Source organism: Agreia pratensis, assembly GCF_900177685.1.
Classification (GTDB): Bacteria; Actinomycetota; Actinomycetes; order Actinomycetales; family Microbacteriaceae; genus Agreia; species Agreia pratensis.
The window spans coordinates 209,422-224,862 of sequence record NZ_FXAY01000003.1 but is presented as its reverse complement, the minus strand read 5'-3'; the positions used below and the strand labels follow the sequence as shown (position 1 = coordinate 224,862).

The following is a 15,441-nucleotide window of genomic DNA, read 5'->3' as shown; positions in this document are numbered from 1 at the left end:
GTGCGGCTGAAGACGAGGCCGAGCTCCGGTCGGACGAGATCACGCATCGCCTTCGGGGTGGCGCGTGCGGTGGTGGCGATCGTGGGTATCGTCGCCCTCGTCGGCGACTTCCAGTACATCCTCGGTTTCAGCAGCTTCTCCACCGTCAACTACTTCACCTACTTCACCAATCAGAGCAATGCCGCCGGAGTCGTGGTGCTGACGATCGGCGCGTGGCTCTCGTTCAGACGCCCGACCGATCCGGGGTGGCTCATGACGGCCCGGATGCTGACGGCCACATTCACGATCATCTCCGGAATCGTGTTCGGGCTGATCGTCAGCCAGGCAGGCGATTACAACTACCGCATCGTGGTTCCCTGGTCGAGCCAGCTGCTGCACTTCTGGATCCCGTCATACGTGATCGTCGACTGGGTCGTGGCGCCGGGTCGCACGAGAATTCCATGGCGACGACTGTGGCTCGTTCTGATCTACCCGCTCGTGTGGGGCGGCTTCACCATGATCCGGGGCTCGATCGTCGGCTGGTACCCGTACTTCTTTCTCGACCCGGGCCAGGTGTCCGGTCCTCTCGAGTTCGCCGCGTACTCCGGGGCCATTCTGCTCGTCATCGTCGGGCTGGCCGCGGGGCTCATCGCTCTAACGAGACGACGCGCTCACGACGCGCCCAGGAAGGGCTGAAGGCTGGCCAACGCGATATCGCGCACCTCGTTGTCACCGAGATCAGCGAATGCTCGGGCGACGCTGCCTCCGACCAAGCCGATCAGAATCGCGTCACCCGTGAGCGGCATCAAGTTGATCCACTGCGTGATCAGCGGCGTGTCCGAGTCCGATGGGGCCGCCGACGGGGCCGGGGTCGACTCCGCTGCGAACGCGGGCGCGTCGACGACGAGACTCCAGAAAGCCTCTTCCTGCGTCCAGAATGGTGTGTCATAGCGGAGCCACACCTTTTCCACGGCTCCCGATCCAAGGGTGGCGATCGCTGTGCGGTGGCTGAAGGGAAGCGGTGGATCGAACGTGATCGAGTCGGACTGGAGCACGCCGAGAGGCACCGTGACGATCACGCGGTCGACTCGAATCGACTCCCCTGTCGCCATCTTGAGTCGAACGGCATCGTCGTCGAGCGACACGGCGCGCACCGGTGTCGACAGCGCCACATCGGCACCGTCGAGCGCGTCGACGATCACCTGTTGGGCCGAACCGACGACGAAGGCATCGCCCCCCTCCCCCGCGGCCGAGTCATCGAGCCCGTACCAGGTGGAGAGCTCGCCAGCATCGGCCCCGAGCACCGTGACCACAGTCCTGTCGACATACTCTGCGACGCGCGAGGCAGGGCTTATACCGATCTCATCGACCGAGACGTCGACTGATGCACCGCTCCCCTGCGCAAGCGCCTCACCGAGATTCGGGTCTCGCGACTGAGCGGCGCCCCAGGCGACCGCGGCATCGACGGCGTCACGGCCGACGGCATTGTCGGGCACCGTGTCGGATGCTCGGGTGAGCTGCACTCGCGACGTGGCATCGACGGGCACGGTAACGACATCGTGGCTCTTGAGTTGATCCGTCAGGGTCGACGAGTCGACACCGCGAACGAAACTCGGGCCGAGGTCGACGGCCAACGGCCAATCGCCGGGACCATGAGCATCCACCCGACCCCCGACGCGGTCGCGGCCTTCGAAGACGACGACCTCATAGCCTGCCGCGACGAGGGCTTTGGCGGCAGCGGAACCCGCGAGCCCCGCCCCGATGATACCGATGCGTTCGCCATCGGATGCCTGACGCAGCACGTCTGCGGCCGCTCGCTCACCGGAGCTCTGCGCGCCGTTCATCGTGCCGGGATAGTCGCTGCTCGTCGCCTCACCCGCGAAGAAGATGCGGTCGGAGACACTCTCAGCGAGGGTCTCGCGCGCATCCGGCGATGCGCCCGCGGGGATGTAGCTGGTGCTCCCGAGAGAGAAAGGGTCGGAAGCCCAGTTCGACCGGATGAACCCGTTCGGCGCAGGGACGGTACCGGGCGTCGGCGAGGGCATCGGTGTGGTCGATGTGGGCGCAGGGCGTGGAGGACCGACGCAGGCAGAGAGAGCGAGCACTGCCGCGCCCGTTGCAGCGCCCACCAGAAATGTACGACGATCCACGGTCATATCGAAGACTCCGGCCGCTGGCGCCGCGTCACTGCGCGGAGAGGTCGGGCAGCCTGATCGGGCGAGACATGGGGGGAAGGTCGTTGACCCTCTCGAGCGCGGGACGCAGCTCGGACAGCCACACGTCGTAGCCCGCCTGGTTGAGGTGCAGTCGGTCTTCGCTGAAGTCCGAGTTCAGCTCACCGTCGCCGTCGGCCAACGCCGGCCACAGGTCGAGATAGTGCACCCGCTGCGTGGCCGCGAACTGCCAGATGTGACGATTGATCTCTCGCACGTTCTCGGCGTACTCACGCCCGCGAGGCAGTACGGACTGCAGGAGGATCCGCGCATCAGGCAACTCCTGGTGCAGTCGAACGAGTGCACTCTCGATGTTGCGCACGATGCGCTCGATGCTGCGGCGCTCGGCAAGATCGTTCGTGCCGATGAGCAGCACGATGGTCTGAGGATCGGCCTCGATGACGGCGTCCAACCGCTCGAGCAGTCCGTCTGTCGTCTCTCCGTCGACGCCGAAATTGCGCGCATCGACGTCGGAGAACCAGTCCTGCCAGGCTCCTGCGGCGGTAATGCTGTCTCCGACGAATGCGGTCACGGGCTTGTCAGTCATCATGCCTCCGATAGTGATCACACGCCATGATACGCGGCGGTCGATTCACGGCGAGGGCGTGGACCCCGGCTTGGTCGTCGTAGCCTTCTCCGCGGCGGCGGTGATGCGGTTGGCCATTCCGGTGAAGATGACGCCGTGAAAGGGAAGGATCGAGAACCAGTAGAGGCGCCCGCCGAGCCCGCGGGGAAAGAAGACGGCACGCTGGTCGTAGATGGAGCCCTGGCCGTGGTCTGCAGGCGTCGCTCGCATCTCGAGCCAGGCGAGCCCGGGAACCTTCATCTCTGCCCGAAGTCGCAGGAGGGAGCCGCGCTCGATGGTCTCGACCCTCCAGAAGTCGAGTGCATCACCGTTGTGCAGCTCGGTAGCGCTCCGCCGACCGCGACGCAGTCCGACGCCCCCGACCAGTTTGTCCATCCAGCCACGTGCCGCCCAGGCGAGAGGAAACGAGTACCAGCCGTTCTCTCCCCCGATGCCCTCGATCACCTTCCACAGTTCCGATGGATCCGCGCTGCTCTGACGCTGCTTGATATCGAGAAAGACCGTGTGGCCGGCCCATTCGGGATCTGACGGCAGTGGATCGCTCGCAGCGCCAAGGACTACCGCGTTCTGCCAACTCGTCTCGACCGCCCCGGTGTTGACCTTCTCGAGAGCCAGTCGAACGGCGCGCCTGTATGGTGTGAGCCCTCCCTCGGGATCGGGGATGAGGGTGCGGATATCGTCTTCGTGTGCAACGCAGTCGAATTGCAGCGAGGCGATGATGGGCACGGCGAGAGCTCGCGGGATCGGGGTCACGAGGTTGACCCACTGCGAGGCGAGCCACGGGGTCATCACAGGCAGCGCGGCGATGGGGCGCTGCTTCAGTCCGGCCTCGAGGGCATACCCGTTCATCATCTGGCCGTAGCGCAAAACGTCGGGGCCGCCGATGTCGAAGGTGCGGTTGACATCGGATGGCACGGTAGCGGAGTGCACGAGGTAATAGAGCACGTCGCGCACCGCGATGGGCTGGATGCGGTTGCGGACCCAGCGCGGGGCGGGCATATACGGCAGGACGTCGGTGAGGTGACGCACCATCTCGAACGATGTCGAGCCCGATCCGATGATGACCCCCGCCTGCAGAGCGACCGTCGGCACGCCGGAGGCGAGGAGGACGTCCCCGACCCGCTTCCTGCTCTCCAAGTGCTCGGAGAGGCGCCCGTTCTCGGGGTGGAGTCCCCCGAGGTACACGATGCGCTTCACGCCGGCGTTCTTCGCCGCTCGCGCGACGTTGTCAGCCGCCCGTTCCTCCTGGTCTCGGAAGTGTCCGGCCTTGCCCATCGAGTGCACGAGGTAGTAGAGCACCTCGACGCCTTCCATCGCTGCAGGCAGAGTGCTCGCATCATCGAGATCGCCCGTGACTATCTCGACCTCAGACGCCCACGGAACGTCCGTGAGTTTGACGGGGTCGCGCACGAGAACCCGCACCCGGAATCCCGCATCTATCAGACGAGGAACGAGCCTGCCGCCGACGTATCCTGTCGCTCCGGTGACGAGAACACGAGACTGCGCAGATGTTTCCATCCGCTCACGCTACGGGGCGCACGTGTGAGCCAGGAAGGCATTGACACGCCCCGGGCTACCGTCGGCTCAGCGTCATCGTCATTCGGCACGGTCCCAATCGACGGGGCGGCCATGCAGGAGCTCCGAGAGGTCACGTAGTCGATCGGACCAGAAGGCCCGTACCGCACGCTCTTCGGGTGATGTGAGAAACGCCTCGTGCCGCACGATCACCGCGCAGGACCGAGGATCTGCTGGGTGTACAGCAGCGATGTCAAACTCGACCCTGGTGCACCTGTCGAACCGAACAGTCAGTCGTCTCAGCGGTTCGCTCTCGTCGATCGTTCCGAACCAATCGGCTTCGTGGGGCTCGCCCAGGGGCCAGACAACCGCGAACCTGCTGCCGACACGTCCGTCTGTCAACACGTGGCCCAGCCAGCCGTCGAGAAGCACGGGATCGACGAGGCAATGCCAGACGACGGCCGGAGAGAACACGACCTCGATGCGGGACTCTACGACGCGGCGTGGCGCCATGGGTACTGCGTTCGCGTCGAAGACCATGTCCTCACGATATCCGGCACGGCTGACAGCCGATGTGCATCCTCTCGGGGTACGGGCGCACCGTGGCCTAGGCTGACTGCGTGCCAACCGAGAGCCCGAAACCGACCATATCGACCCTTCACTCAGCCAGCATTGTGCTTGCGGTAGACTTCGGCGGAACCAAGGTCGAGTCAGCCCTCGTCCGTGACGACGGAACGCTCGTGGAAGGCAGCCGCTTTCGGCGTGCCACCGGTCGAGATCGTTCGTCAAGCGAACTCGCCGACGCCGTGGTCGCCGTTGTGGAATCGTCGCTTCAGCGCGTTCCCGAGGGAACGCCGCTTCGTGGCATAGGCATCGGCGCCGCGGGCCCGATCGATCGTGAGCGAGGCCGAGTCTCCCCCGTCAACCTGCCCGTGTGGCGCGACTTTCCTCTGCGCGAGACCGTCGCAACCGCCGCGCTCGACGCCGGATACGATGCACCTTCTGTCCTGCGGCTCGACGGCCTCTGCATCACCCTTGCCGAGAACTGGGTCGGTGCCGGTCGAGGCATCGACAACATGATGGGCATGATCGTCTCGACCGGTGTGGGCGGTGGTGTCATCTCGGGAGGCTCCGTGGTCGCAGGATTCTCGGGCAACGCCGGTCACATCGGGCAGCTCGAGGTGCCCGGATTCACCGAGATGGATGCTCCGTGCACGCTCGAAGAGATCGCCGCAGGCCCGCATACGGTCGCCTGGGCAAGGGCGCGCGGCTTCGAGGGCGAGACGGGCGAGGACCTCGCCAAGGCCTATGCGGAGAAGGATCGCATCGCCGTGGCCGCCGTGACTCGAAGCGCGACGGCGATCGGGCGGGCGATCGCCTCGGTGTCGACGCTTCTCGATCTCGAGGTCGTCGTCATCGGTGGCGGCTTCTCTCAGGTCACCCCCGACCTCTTCGACATCATCCGCACCGCGATCGACCGCTACTCGCGGTTCGAGTACGCGCGTCGCGTCGAGGTCCTTCCCACCGGTCTCGATGCGGATGGCCCGCTGATCGGCGCCGCAGCTCTCATCTACCGGTCGATCTAGGTCTACCGGTCGATCGAGGCCAGCAGTCCTCGAACCTGCACGACGTCGTCGTTCATCTGCTCGATGAGCGGCCCGACTCCGGTGTATTTGACCATGCCGCGGATGCGATGGGTGAACTCCACGTCGACGATGTGGTCGTAGAGGTCGATGTCCTCATCGAGAACGAATGCCTCGACCTGCTTCTGCGGCACACCCGTGAACGTCGGATTGTTGCCCACGGAAATGGCCGCCGGGTATCGCACGCCGTTGTCGGTGAGCCATCCCGCGTAGACTCCATCGGCCGGAATGAGACCCTGCGACTCCGGCGAGAGATTGGCCGTGGGGAAGCCGAGTTCGCGCCCCCTCTTCGCGCCGTGCACGACCATGCCGCGCACGGTCGGGATGTGGCCGAGCAACTCCGCTGCACCCTCGACGTCGCCGTCGCGCAGAAGTTCGCGGATCCAGGTCGATGACACCCTGCGGTCGCCGTCGAGCCGCACGTCGTCGATGAGTTGCACCTCGAAGCCATGCTGCCGCCCGAGTTCTCGAAGCAGGCCGACGTCGCCGGCGCCGCGCGCCCCGAAGCGAAAATCGCTTCCGACGAGAACGACCTTGGCGTGCAGAGCGTCGACGAGCATGCGGGACACGAACTCCTCGGGGCTCTGATCTGCGAATGCCCTGTCGAAGGTGAGGACGAGAGCCGCGTCGACACCGGTCGACGACAGCAGTTCGACCTTGCGTTCCGTGCCCACGAGAGTCGCCGGGCAGCTGCCGGGCGAGAGCAGCGCGAGTGGATGTCTGTCGAATGTCACGACGACACTCGTCAGCGACTGCGCTTCGGCCACACCGAGCAGTTGCCGGATCACAGCCCTGTGGCCGGCGTGGACGCCGTCGAACTTGCCGATGGTGACAGCGGTGCGGCCGATGTCTGAGGGAACGGAATCGAGGTCGGCGAAGACTCTCATGCGGCGTCCGAGGCGTCTCGATCTGCCGCATCGACCCCGACTCGGCGCGAACGGAGCCAGATCATGCCCAAGACCGGAAGGAAGAGGGGGATGAAGAGGTAGCCGTTGCCGTACCACGACCAGACGCTCGGCCTGGCGAAGAGCTCAGGATGGGTGAGGCTGAGGGTGCCGACGACGAGTACGCCCGCGAGCTCGAAGGTGATGGTGATCCACGCGATGCGGTACCAGACCCGGCCCGGTGCGACGAGAGCGATGGTGGCGACGATGTAGACCACGCTGGCGAGGGCCGACAGCCAGAACGCCAGCGGCACCTGTTGAGAGTCTTCGACCGAATGTGCGATCTGCACGAACGAGCGCCCGGTAGCTCCGAGGGCGAGGATGCCGTATACGACGATGAGTACCCTGCCGACGCCCTTCGAGCGTGTCGAGCGGGGCGCGGGAGCAGTGAGTTCTGGCATGGCTAATCGAGTTTACAACCCGTGCGACGCCGCGACGCCGTCAGGCGCCCTGCACGAACCAGATCACGTTCATCCGGTAGACCATCACGGCGATAGCGAGACACACCACACCCAGGATCACCGTGCTCCAGCGGGTTCTCTCGACGAGCGCCCAGAACACCCCCGCGGCCGGAAGCAGCAGCGCGGAGATGAGGTACGTGTAGAACTCGAGAGGGTCGCCACTCGGACTATTGCCGGCGAACGGAGACACGATCGCCGAGATCAATTGGCCGACCAGCAGCACCTCCACGAGTGCCACCACGCCGAGCGTGTAATCGTTCGGCTTGCGCCCCGCGAATCCGAGGGCCAGACACAGGATGCCTCCGGCGACAGCGACCGCCACCTGCACGATGGTGAGCCACTCGATCATTCAGACGCTCCGTTCGGCATCTGCTCGGGATCCGCGGGAAAGTTCACGAGCGACTTGGCGCGACCGGCCGTGACAGACACGAGGCCGACCAGACGACCGTCCGGAGCGATCGCGGCGACCGGGCCCACGGCATCCGGAACATCGTCGCTCAACGCGAGTCTCTTGCCGTGCCCGAGGTCGACGCTCTGCTCCTGGGTGAGCTCGAGCGTCGTGAAGAGTCGCGACGCCGTCGCGGCTGGCGCTTCGAGGGCCTCGGCCACGACGACGGTCTCGAGATCGGAGGCCTCAGCCACACTGAACGGGCCGATTCGAGTGCGCCGCAGGGCGGTCAGGTGACCGCCGACGCCGAGAGATCCGCCCAGGTCGCGGGCCAGAGCACGAATGTAGGTTCCCGACGAGCACACGACGCGCACATCGATGTCGAGCGCATCGGCGCCATCCTCGGTACTCGCGGCGCGCTGGTCGAGGATCTCGAACTCGGACACGGTGACCGGTCGAGACTTGAGCTGCACCTCGACCCCCTCACGAACGAGCGCGTACGCTCGCTTGCCGTCGACCTTGATGGCGCTCACCGAACTCGGCGTCTGCTCGATGTCGCCCGTCAGGGCATCGATCTGAGACCGGATGTCCGCCGCACCCAGAGCGCTGACAGCGCCCGTTCGGGCGACGGAGACGATCTCTCCCTCGCGGTCGTCGGTGGTCGTCGCGACTCCGAGTCTGATCGTCGCCAGGTATTCCTTGTCGAGGCCGACGACGTAGGTGAGCAGTCGCGTCGAGGCGTTCACTCCGAGAACAAGCAGCCCCGTTGCCATGGGGTCGAGCGTGCCCGCGTGGCCGACTTTTCGGGTACCCGCCAGTCGGCGGGTGCGGGCGACCACATCGTGGCTCGTGAGTCCCTCCGGCTTGTCGATCAGGAGGACGCCGCTACGTGTCGACGGCTCGGCTTTTTCTCGGGTGAACTGGTGTGGCACTCCTCAACTGTAAACGCGCGGTGCACCGCGATCGGGCAGAGAACCGCGGCCAGCGAGTCAGCAGCTGTCTGCGAACACCCTCCGGGGACGGTCGGGGTCGGTGGTGTCGACGATGGCCGTCGCCGCAAAGCGCGGCCCGGCCTCGGCCGTATATCGATCGAGGGCCTCATCGAGTGCGGCGGGGTGCGGGCGCGCCGGCGTATCGAGGAAGATCGTGTAGTTGAACGTTCCGCGCAGTTCTGGCCGGGCGAGGAATGGTCCGGTCACCACCAGAACGGCGTCGGCCGGCGCCGTTCGCCATACCGGCTCGATCGCCCGAGAGGCACTCTCGTCGAAGGCCGCCACGACGAAGCCGGCGCTGCCCCCGAGACGGAACGGATCGACGAGCACGCGCCTGAAAGTGGCGTAGTCGTAGCGCCGCTCGTAGTAATCGGATGACGCCTGCACGGCAGCCTCACCCGGAGCCTTCGGCTGCACGAAGTCGTCGATCGAGGCGAAGACGGATGCGTGACCCGCTCGATCGAGAGCCGCAACGAGCTCGCGGCCGAACTCCGAAGCTCCGACGGCGCCGTCGACGGCGACGACGGCGCGACCCCGCCCGTAGTTGTGCGCGATCTCGGCCGCCTGCGCATCGAAGAAGCGGCGGCGGTCTGCGATTTCTCGCGAGGAGTCTGAGGGCACGCATCAAGTGTAGGCACGCCTGCGGGCGAACGGATCAATACGGCGGAACGTGGCCGTGCACCCTCTTGTACGCCCGTATCCAGCGGGCTCGGGCGACGGACATCACGAGAAGCAGCACGCCTGCACCGACGGCCAGCACGAACAGCACGACGGCCATGGCTATCGCCGGCGCAGACGGATCCGCCAGCAGAAGCGCCACGAGCCCGACGCCGGCGACGATCAGAAAAATCCCCATCGCAGCCTCGCTCGCGGGGCTCCGGAGTGTGAAGCGATAGGGCCCGGTCGGGTTGGTCTTGCTCATCCAGGCGAACGGCTCGGCGGGAACGCGGTCTTCGGACGGAAGGTTCGCACTCACTGCGCAGGAAGCTCCACGAATGTTCCAAGACGCGCTCTCAGCACCTCGGATGAGACGCCGTCGGTATGCCGTTCGTCGTCGGCGTTCTCCACGTCGGCCACATCCCAGGCGCCGTTCTCCGAGGCCCGGACGAACAGATGGTTCTTGGGTGAGGTCGCCGTTTCCGTGCCGAAGTACGTGACACCGACCGGATGCCGCGAGGCGTTGCTCTCGACGATCTGCATCAGCATGTCGGCGTCCGAGGCGATGGGCGCCTTCACTACGAGTTCCCATGTGCTCATGGCTGCCGGCTGGAGGAAGATCGACAGATCCGGCGCGCTGATGAAGACGGCGGCAGTCGTGCCCTCTTCGTTGATGAGTGCGATCTCCGTCCACCGCGTCGCCGTTTGAAGGGCTGCAGCGAGCAGTCTCACTCCCCCGCTCGCATTCAACACGTCGCCCTCCAGTGAGAGCTGTCCATGGGCCAGGAGGCTGGACGCACCCAGAGCGATGATCTGCTCGGTCAGAAACGCCTCATCGACCTGAAGAAAAGAGATGGCCTGACGCTTCTGCACGCCTGCGGAGAGCGAGATCGCGTATGCAACCTCGGCTGCGCCGAAACAGACGACGCTGCCGTTCGGCTCAGCGGTTGCGGGGGCGGGTGGGCCGTCGGTTGTGAAGAGAGTCATGTCTGCTCCTTGTATACGGTTGTCATCTGTTCAGCCTTCTTCAGTGCGGTCATCCGAAAGGCCAGAACTTCTTGGCTGTCTCGGCCACTCCCTCGGCGAAGTCTTCAGCCCCATGGGCTACAGCCTCAGCACCCGCACCGATGGCTTTGCCTGTTGCGTTCGCCGCATCGCCGATGGCGGCCGTGGTGTTGTCGACGACGTCGTGCACCAGGGGAACGTCGTCGTAGAGAAGCGATCCGAGCGCCATGCCCCCAGCGGCGACGCCCAGGGCGAAATCGACCGGCGGCGGCGTCACCAGCGCTGCGATGCCCAAGCCCGTCGCGACGCCGTCGTACGCTGCGCGCCCGTAGTCCTTCTTGACGATGTCGTTCGCGACTCCTGCTACGCCGAGCACGGCACCCACCGGACCGAGTACTTTGCCGGCTTTACCGAGAAACTCGGCGGCCGAACCGACGTTGCTGGCGAGCGCACCATCTCCGAGCACGGTGCTGAGGCGCTGGGTGGCTGCACCCCAGTTCTCTCCGTGAAGAAACTCATTGAGCGCACCGAATCCTCGCTCGAACCTGCTGAACCCGAGTGCGCCATCGAGGCTGTCGAAACTGGCCCCGAGCCGCAGCTTCGCCACGTCACTGAGAAAGCCCAACGCGTCGATGTCGTTGAACACACCCTCGGTAGCGACGAGGGCGGGGTTGTCCAGGATGTCGGCAAGCGGATTGTGCTGCTGCTGGCCGGAACCGGGCGCCCCGGTATGCCCTGGCGAATTCGGCGCGGTCGACGAGCCCGGGGCGGCGCCGTCCACCGAGCTGGTCTCCTCTTGGTCACGCGCGTTCTTCAGCAGAGCGGTGGCCGCGCTCAGCAGAACGTCGTTTGCCGAGACGATCGACTTTCGGAGCGTGGCGTTCCACTGAGAACGAAAACCCTCTGCATCCGGACCCACCCACGCGCCGACGCCATTGATCTGTGACGTCAATGAACTCGCAATGCCACCCAGCTGCTGCGCTGCCGAATCCATGCTCCTCGCGAGGGCACGCAACTCTGTGGTGTCCGCGCCCCACATCCCTGACGTCATTCCCGCAGCTCTCCTTGTCGGCCTTGCCCGTCGCCAAGCCTAGATCACGCGGTCGGAGGCGTTTGCGCATCCGGCCCGCAACACGGAGTCCGCGATCTGCTGCGCGACGCGTTGCGGCGAGACGGCGGTGGTATCGATCACCTCGGCGTCTCTGTGCAGCCATGTACGGGCAGCATCCTCGTAGGGCTTGAGGTAGGCGAGTCTGAACCTCGATGGCCCCATCACCTCGTCGTTCATGATCCTGTCATGAAGCACCGGGGTCTCCGCATGCAGCACGAAGTGCCGTATGGGGATCCCGTATCCGGCGAGACCCGAGCTGATCTCGCGCCAGTACTCCTCGACGAGCACGGTCATCGGCATCACCAGTGTCCCCCCTGCATAATGAAGGACCTGCCGCGCCGTCTCGACGACGAGGGGCCTCCACGGAGGCCAATGCTGGAAGTTGTCCGTCTCCGGCAGACCGGGCGTGATACTCATCAGCACTCCGCCGACCTGCTCTGCATCGAGGACACGAGAATCGGGCAGCAACGACTGCACCAGCGCAGCGGTTGTCGTCTTTCCCGCACCGTGGGTGCCGTTGAGCCATACGATCATGCATCGGACTCTATCGTCGCGACCTTGCCGCCACGCTCAGTCAGCGAGAGATGCCGAAGAGAGGCAGACAGGGAAGCAGGCCAGCCACCGCTACATCCGGGCGGTCGACTCGGTCCCAGTCTCGCCGGTCGAGGCGAAGGCGATCCGAGACCATCACGTCGCCGTCGCGCAGATCCCGCGAGATTCCGTCGTGCCTATACCCCAGGCGTCGAGACACACCCTGCGACCCGGCGTTGTCTTGGAACACCTCGCTCACAGCGCTTTCGGCTCCGAGCTCGACGAAGGCGAGGTGCAGTAGCGCCGCGCGCGCCTCGGTTCCGAGCCCGCGTCGGTGGTAGTCGATTCCGAGCCACGACTCTGTCTTCACCTCCCGCCGCACTCGAAAGTCCTGCGCACGCATGGCCACCATCCCCACGGGCTGTCCATCGAAGAAAAGTCCGAGCTCGAGCTCCCAGGACTGAGGAGTCCATTCGCCACGCCGCCGCCAGTGCTGCTGCGCGACGTGCACAGCGCGCTCTATCGGCGTGCCCTCCGTCCAGGGCACGAGGTAGGGGCGCTCGCCGGGCGCGTGCACGCCCCGAGCGGCGACGCCGGCGAGGGCCGCAAGCTCGTCGTCGTTCGGCGAACGGAGCACCAAGCGCTCGGTCATCAACTGCAGATCAAGAAGGGGCCAGTAGTCAGCGATCACGCCACGAGCATCTCACGAAGGTCGCGGGCTCGTCTCGATCGTGGCGCGAAGTGAGCCTAGGCTGTCACGGTGACGACGAACGCCCCGCCCGCTGACTCTGCAGGAGCGACCGCCACGAGCGACTATGCCCGCACACTCATCGAGTGGTTCGAGGGTTCTGCGCGCGATCTCCCGTGGCGCGCTCCGGAGTTCGGCGCCTGGGGCATCCTCGTCAGCGAGTTCATGCTGCAGCAGACGCCCGTAGCGCGAGTCATACCGAGGCTCGAAGAGTGGCTCGAACGCTGGCCCACTCCCGAAGCCCTCGCTGCAGACTCCCCCGGTGAGGCTGTTCGAGCATGGCAGTCACTCGGCTATCCCCGGCGAGCTCTGTGGCTGCACGCCTGCGCCGTGGCGATCACCGAGGAACACGGAGGGGTCGTACCGTCAGATGTCGCGGCGCTTCGCGAACTCCCGGGCATCGGGGACTACACGTCGAGAGCTGTGGCGGTCTTCGCGTACGGCGACAGGCATCCGGTCGTCGACACGAATACCCGCCGCGTCATCGCCCGTTCCATCGAAGGACGCGACGACGCAGGTCCGCCGAGCGCGCGACGCGATCTAGAGGCGATGGAGCGTTTGCTGCCCCATGACGAACACGATGCGCGTCTCTTCAACGCCGCGATCATGGAACTCGGAGCCGTCGTATGCACCGCGCGCCGACCCGAGTGCGACATCTGCCCGATTCGCGCCTCGTGTGCGTGGCTTCGCGCCGGCTTTCCGGCGACGGGCGGACCGCGCAAGAAGGTGCAGAAGAAGTTCGAAGGATCAGACCGTCAGGTGCGGGGGCTCGTGCTCGCTCTCCTCCGCGCGAGCGAGGGCGCCCAGAGCGTACCCATCGGCGCGGTCGATGCGGTCTGGCATGACAGCGTGCAGCTCGAGCGCGCCGTCGACGGCCTCGTCCGTGATGGCCTCCTTGCGCGAACACCCGATGGCTTCGCTCTGCCCTCGTGAGCAACCGTATGCTGGCCATGAGTTCATGAGACGAAGGCGGCAATAACACGATGAAGGCTCTTCTCGGCATTTCGATCACCCTTCTCGCGGTCGTACTGACCGGATGCGCGGGGGCACAGTCGACCGGCCAGCCAACGACCGCGCCACCCTCAGCGGCACACCCCACGATGAGCCCAGAACCGACCTCGCCCCCGACTCCCGAGCCGGCCGCATATGCGATCCCGGCCGACTGCGCATCCCTCATCGCGTCGACGCCCTTCACGTCCACGTTCGGGAGTTGGCCATTGAACGACCCGGCCGTGGTCGGAAGCCCCGGAGACCAGTACTACACCCCGTCCGGATCCATCTCTCCGACCCCCGCACCGAGCGGTGCGACTCTGCTCCAGTCGATGTTGTCGGCCACCGAACTCCGATGCGTGTGGAGAGATCCGCAGGCCGACATCACGAACATGTCCGTGGAGATCGGTGAGGTCGATCCTGCCATTTCGGCCCCATACCTGCAGTCGCTGCCGGCCGACGGGTTCAGCTGCACTCAGGATGGTTCCGCCGAGACGTGCGAGAAGTTCACGACAGACACCAAGTACAACGTCGAGATCGGCGAAACCGTCCTCGTCCGCGACGGCGTGTTCATCCGAGTGAGCCAGGCCAACGTCTCGACTCCGGATCTGATGGACACGCTCGTCAGCGACGTCTGGAAGTAGGCCGGCACACCCCAGCGCCTAGGCTTGCCCTATGCGAATCGCCGTGATCGGAGCAGGAGCGATCGGGGGCACCATCACGGCTCTCCTCGACCGCGCGGGACACGATGTCGCCATCACGGCGCGGGGCGAACAGCTGACGACGATCAGCTCGTCCGGCCTGCGTATCTCGGGGGGCTGGGGCGAGCACCTGGCGCGGCCGCGCGCATCCGCGGTACTCGACGCGACGCCCGAGATGGCGTTCATATGCACCAAGGCGCAGGATGCAGCCGACGCGATCGCGGCGAACGCCGAATGGCTGACGGGCATCCCCGTCGTCATCGTGCAGAACGGACTCGACGGGGTGCGCGTCGCCGAGGACCTCCTGCCAGACTCCCCCATCGTCGGCGCGATCGCGGTCTACGCCGCAAGCTACGTGCACCCGGGTCTCATCGACGTGACCGCCGCTGGCCCCACCGTCATCGGCATCGATGATCCGACCCGCCGTCAGATCGCAGCGGAGGTGTCGGCCGTGCTCGGGGAGGCCATGCCCACCGAGTTGGTCGCCGACTTCCGCGGCGCCCAATGGTCGAAGCTCATCGTGAACCAGGTCAACGCGATGCCCGCCATCACCGGTCTGTCTGCTCAGGAGACTCTCGTGCATCCGGTGCTCGGCCATATCGTCACGGCGAGCATGCGGGAAGCCGTGCGGATCGGGTTCGCGACCGGAGTTCGTTTCGCCTCGCTGCAGGGCCTCGGTCAGACGCTGTTGAGGGCATTCGCGCTCGCACCGATCGCCATCGGCCGTGTTCTTCCGCGGGTGATGGCCTCGAGAATGGGTGACACCCCGAACCCCGGTTCCACCCTCCAGAGCATCCGGCGCGGCCAGCCGACAGAGATCGACTTTCTCAACGGCGCCGTGGTGCGGGCCGCTTCCGCTGCCGGACTGACAGCGCCGATCAACGAATGCCTCACCGAGCTCGTGCACAGGGTAGAAAAAAGCGGCGACTTCCTCGAGATCGAGGAAGTCGCCGCTGTCTTTCGACGAATCGGTTGAC

At 65.8% G+C, this 15,441-nt stretch carries 19 protein-coding genes; 5 read left to right on the top strand and 14 right to left on the bottom strand.

The annotated features are described in order from the left end of the window. Nucleotides 1–675, top strand: a complete 675-nt coding sequence (locus tag B9Y86_RS10655) for a Pr6Pr family membrane protein (RefSeq protein WP_085485804.1) — start codon at nucleotides 1–3, stop codon at nucleotides 673–675. On the opposite strand, the gene B9Y86_RS10650 is transcribed toward B9Y86_RS10655, so the two are convergent. The 4 genes from B9Y86_RS10650 to B9Y86_RS10635 all read right to left on the bottom strand — a co-directional run bounded on the left by B9Y86_RS10650 (nucleotide 651) and on the right by B9Y86_RS10635 (nucleotide 4,833). Continuing rightward, on the bottom strand, nucleotides 651–2,129 hold the full coding sequence (locus B9Y86_RS10650; RefSeq protein WP_176223337.1) for a flavin monoamine oxidase family protein: 1,479 nt from the start codon (nucleotides 2,127–2,129) through the stop codon (nucleotides 651–653). The two genes, B9Y86_RS10655 and B9Y86_RS10650, sit on opposite strands and share 25 nt — an antisense overlap. Before the next feature lie 34 nt (nucleotides 2,130–2,163). After that, the gene (locus B9Y86_RS10645) at nucleotides 2,164–2,742 is read right to left on the bottom strand and encodes a GDSL-type esterase/lipase family protein (RefSeq protein ID WP_139824862.1); all 579 of its coding nucleotides are present in this window, start codon (nucleotides 2,740–2,742) and stop codon (nucleotides 2,164–2,166) included. Between the two features lie 42 nt (nucleotides 2,743–2,784). Beyond that, a complete protein-coding gene (locus B9Y86_RS10640) occupies nucleotides 2,785–4,296 on the bottom strand; it encodes an SDR family oxidoreductase (RefSeq protein WP_085485800.1) in 1,512 nt (503 codons plus the stop codon). Nucleotides 4,297–4,374: 78 nt separating this feature from the next. Further along, entirely contained in the window at nucleotides 4,375–4,833 is a 459-nt protein-coding gene (locus tag B9Y86_RS10635) for an SRPBCC family protein (RefSeq protein WP_085485798.1), read from the bottom strand. 80 nt (nucleotides 4,834–4,913) lie between these two features. On the opposite strand from B9Y86_RS10635, the gene B9Y86_RS10630 reads away from it, so the two are divergent. Continuing rightward, nucleotides 4,914–5,879 (top strand): ROK family protein, encoded by a 966-nt coding sequence (locus B9Y86_RS10630; RefSeq protein WP_085485796.1) that lies wholly within the window; start codon nucleotides 4,914–4,916, stop codon nucleotides 5,877–5,879. Nucleotides 5,880–5,881: 2 nt separating this feature from the next. On the opposite strand, the gene B9Y86_RS10625 is transcribed toward B9Y86_RS10630, so the two are convergent. Genes B9Y86_RS10625 through B9Y86_RS10580 form a run of 10 tightly spaced genes read right to left on the bottom strand, consistent with a single transcriptional unit; the run spans nucleotide 5,882 to nucleotide 12,716 of the window. Then, on the bottom strand, nucleotides 5,882–6,823 hold the full coding sequence (locus B9Y86_RS10625; protein WP_085485794.1) for a bifunctional riboflavin kinase/FAD synthetase: 942 nt from the start codon (nucleotides 6,821–6,823) through the stop codon (nucleotides 5,882–5,884). Beyond that, nucleotides 6,820–7,281 (bottom strand): hypothetical protein, encoded by a 462-nt coding sequence (locus B9Y86_RS10620; protein WP_085485792.1) that lies wholly within the window; start codon nucleotides 7,279–7,281, stop codon nucleotides 6,820–6,822. The genes B9Y86_RS10625 and B9Y86_RS10620 overlap by 4 nt, the downstream gene beginning before the upstream one ends. A 40-nt stretch (nucleotides 7,282–7,321) precedes the next feature. Beyond that, a complete protein-coding gene (locus B9Y86_RS10615) occupies nucleotides 7,322–7,690 on the bottom strand; it encodes a hypothetical protein (RefSeq protein WP_085485790.1) in 369 nt (122 codons plus the stop codon). Further along, the gene (truB, locus tag B9Y86_RS10610) at nucleotides 7,687–8,661 is read right to left on the bottom strand and encodes a tRNA pseudouridine(55) synthase TruB (RefSeq protein WP_085485789.1); all 975 of its coding nucleotides are present in this window, start codon (nucleotides 8,659–8,661) and stop codon (nucleotides 7,687–7,689) included. The genes B9Y86_RS10615 and truB overlap by 4 nt, the downstream gene beginning before the upstream one ends. A gap of 57 nt (nucleotides 8,662–8,718) precedes the next feature. Continuing rightward, a complete protein-coding gene (locus B9Y86_RS10605) occupies nucleotides 8,719–9,342 on the bottom strand; it encodes a nucleoside/nucleotide kinase family protein (protein ID WP_085485788.1) in 624 nt (207 codons plus the stop codon). A gap of 34 nt (nucleotides 9,343–9,376) precedes the next feature. Beyond that, nucleotides 9,377–9,697 carry a hypothetical protein gene (locus B9Y86_RS10600; RefSeq protein ID WP_085485787.1) on the bottom strand — a complete coding sequence of 107 codons (321 nt, stop codon included), beginning with the start codon at nucleotides 9,695–9,697 and terminating at the stop codon, nucleotides 9,377–9,379. Then, nucleotides 9,694–10,365, bottom strand: coding sequence for a hypothetical protein (locus tag B9Y86_RS10595; protein ID WP_085485785.1), 672 nt, complete (start codon nucleotides 10,363–10,365; stop codon nucleotides 9,694–9,696). The genes B9Y86_RS10600 and B9Y86_RS10595 overlap by 4 nt, the downstream gene beginning before the upstream one ends. Before the next feature lie 49 nt (nucleotides 10,366–10,414). Next, nucleotides 10,415–11,434, bottom strand: coding sequence for a WXG100 family type VII secretion target (locus B9Y86_RS10590; protein WP_139824861.1), 1,020 nt, complete (start codon nucleotides 11,432–11,434; stop codon nucleotides 10,415–10,417). 39 nt (nucleotides 11,435–11,473) lie between these two features. Then, on the bottom strand, nucleotides 11,474–12,028 hold the full coding sequence (locus B9Y86_RS10585) for a DEAD/DEAH box helicase family protein (protein ID WP_085485781.1): 555 nt from the start codon (nucleotides 12,026–12,028) through the stop codon (nucleotides 11,474–11,476). A 40-nt stretch (nucleotides 12,029–12,068) separates the two neighbouring features. Next, nucleotides 12,069–12,716: a GNAT family N-acetyltransferase gene (locus B9Y86_RS10580; protein ID WP_217809194.1), complete on the bottom strand. Its 648-nt coding sequence runs from the start codon at nucleotides 12,714–12,716 to the stop codon at nucleotides 12,069–12,071. A 69-nt stretch (nucleotides 12,717–12,785) separates the two neighbouring features. Here B9Y86_RS10580 and B9Y86_RS10575 point away from each other — a divergent pair, with 69 nt between their 5' ends. From B9Y86_RS10575 to B9Y86_RS10565, 3 genes are read left to right on the top strand one after another with little or no spacing between them, the layout of a single operon-like run. Further along, nucleotides 12,786–13,706, top strand: coding sequence for an HhH-GPD family protein (locus tag B9Y86_RS10575; RefSeq protein ID WP_085485779.1), 921 nt, complete (start codon nucleotides 12,786–12,788; stop codon nucleotides 13,704–13,706). A gap of 50 nt (nucleotides 13,707–13,756) precedes the next feature. Next, nucleotides 13,757–14,407 (top strand): hypothetical protein, encoded by a 651-nt coding sequence (locus B9Y86_RS10570; RefSeq protein ID WP_085485777.1) that lies wholly within the window; start codon nucleotides 13,757–13,759, stop codon nucleotides 14,405–14,407. Nucleotides 14,408–14,438: 31 nt separating this feature from the next. Beyond that, complete coding sequence (locus tag B9Y86_RS10565) at nucleotides 14,439–15,440, top strand: ketopantoate reductase family protein (protein ID WP_085485775.1); 1,002 nt, start codon at nucleotides 14,439–14,441, stop codon at nucleotides 15,438–15,440. The last annotated feature ends 1 nt before the right edge of the window (nucleotide 15,441 follow it).

Bases quoted from the DNA above. Each gene is read 5' to 3' on its own strand.
- B9Y86_RS10645 (WP_139824862.1), bottom strand. From the start codon at position 2,742: ATGATGACTGACAAGCCCGTGACCGCATTCGTCGGAGACAGCATTACC.
- B9Y86_RS10640 (WP_085485800.1), bottom strand. From the start codon at position 4,296: ATGGAAACATCTGCGCAGTCTCGTGTTCTCGTCACCGGAGCGACAGGA.
- B9Y86_RS10635 (WP_085485798.1), bottom strand. From the start codon at position 4,833: ATGGTCTTCGACGCGAACGCAGTACCCATGGCGCCACGCCGCGTCGTA.
- B9Y86_RS10625 (WP_085485794.1), bottom strand. From the start codon at position 6,823: ATGAGAGTCTTCGCCGACCTCGATTCCGTTCCCTCAGACATCGGCCGC.
- B9Y86_RS10620 (WP_085485792.1), bottom strand. From the start codon at position 7,281: ATGCCAGAACTCACTGCTCCCGCGCCCCGCTCGACACGCTCGAAGGGC.
- B9Y86_RS10615 (WP_085485790.1), bottom strand. From the start codon at position 7,690: ATGATCGAGTGGCTCACCATCGTGCAGGTGGCGGTCGCTGTCGCCGGA.
- B9Y86_RS10595 (WP_085485785.1), bottom strand. From the start codon at position 10,365: ATGACTCTCTTCACAACCGACGGCCCACCCGCCCCCGCAACCGCTGAG.
- B9Y86_RS10590 (WP_139824861.1), bottom strand. From the start codon at position 11,434: ATGACGTCAGGGATGTGGGGCGCGGACACCACAGAGTTGCGTGCCCTC.
- B9Y86_RS10585 (WP_085485781.1), bottom strand. From the start codon at position 12,028: ATGATCGTATGGCTCAACGGCACCCACGGTGCGGGAAAGACGACAACC.
- B9Y86_RS10570 (WP_085485777.1), top strand. From the start codon at position 13,757: ATGAAGGCTCTTCTCGGCATTTCGATCACCCTTCTCGCGGTCGTACTG.
- B9Y86_RS10565 (WP_085485775.1), top strand. From the start codon at position 14,439: ATGCGAATCGCCGTGATCGGAGCAGGAGCGATCGGGGGCACCATCACG.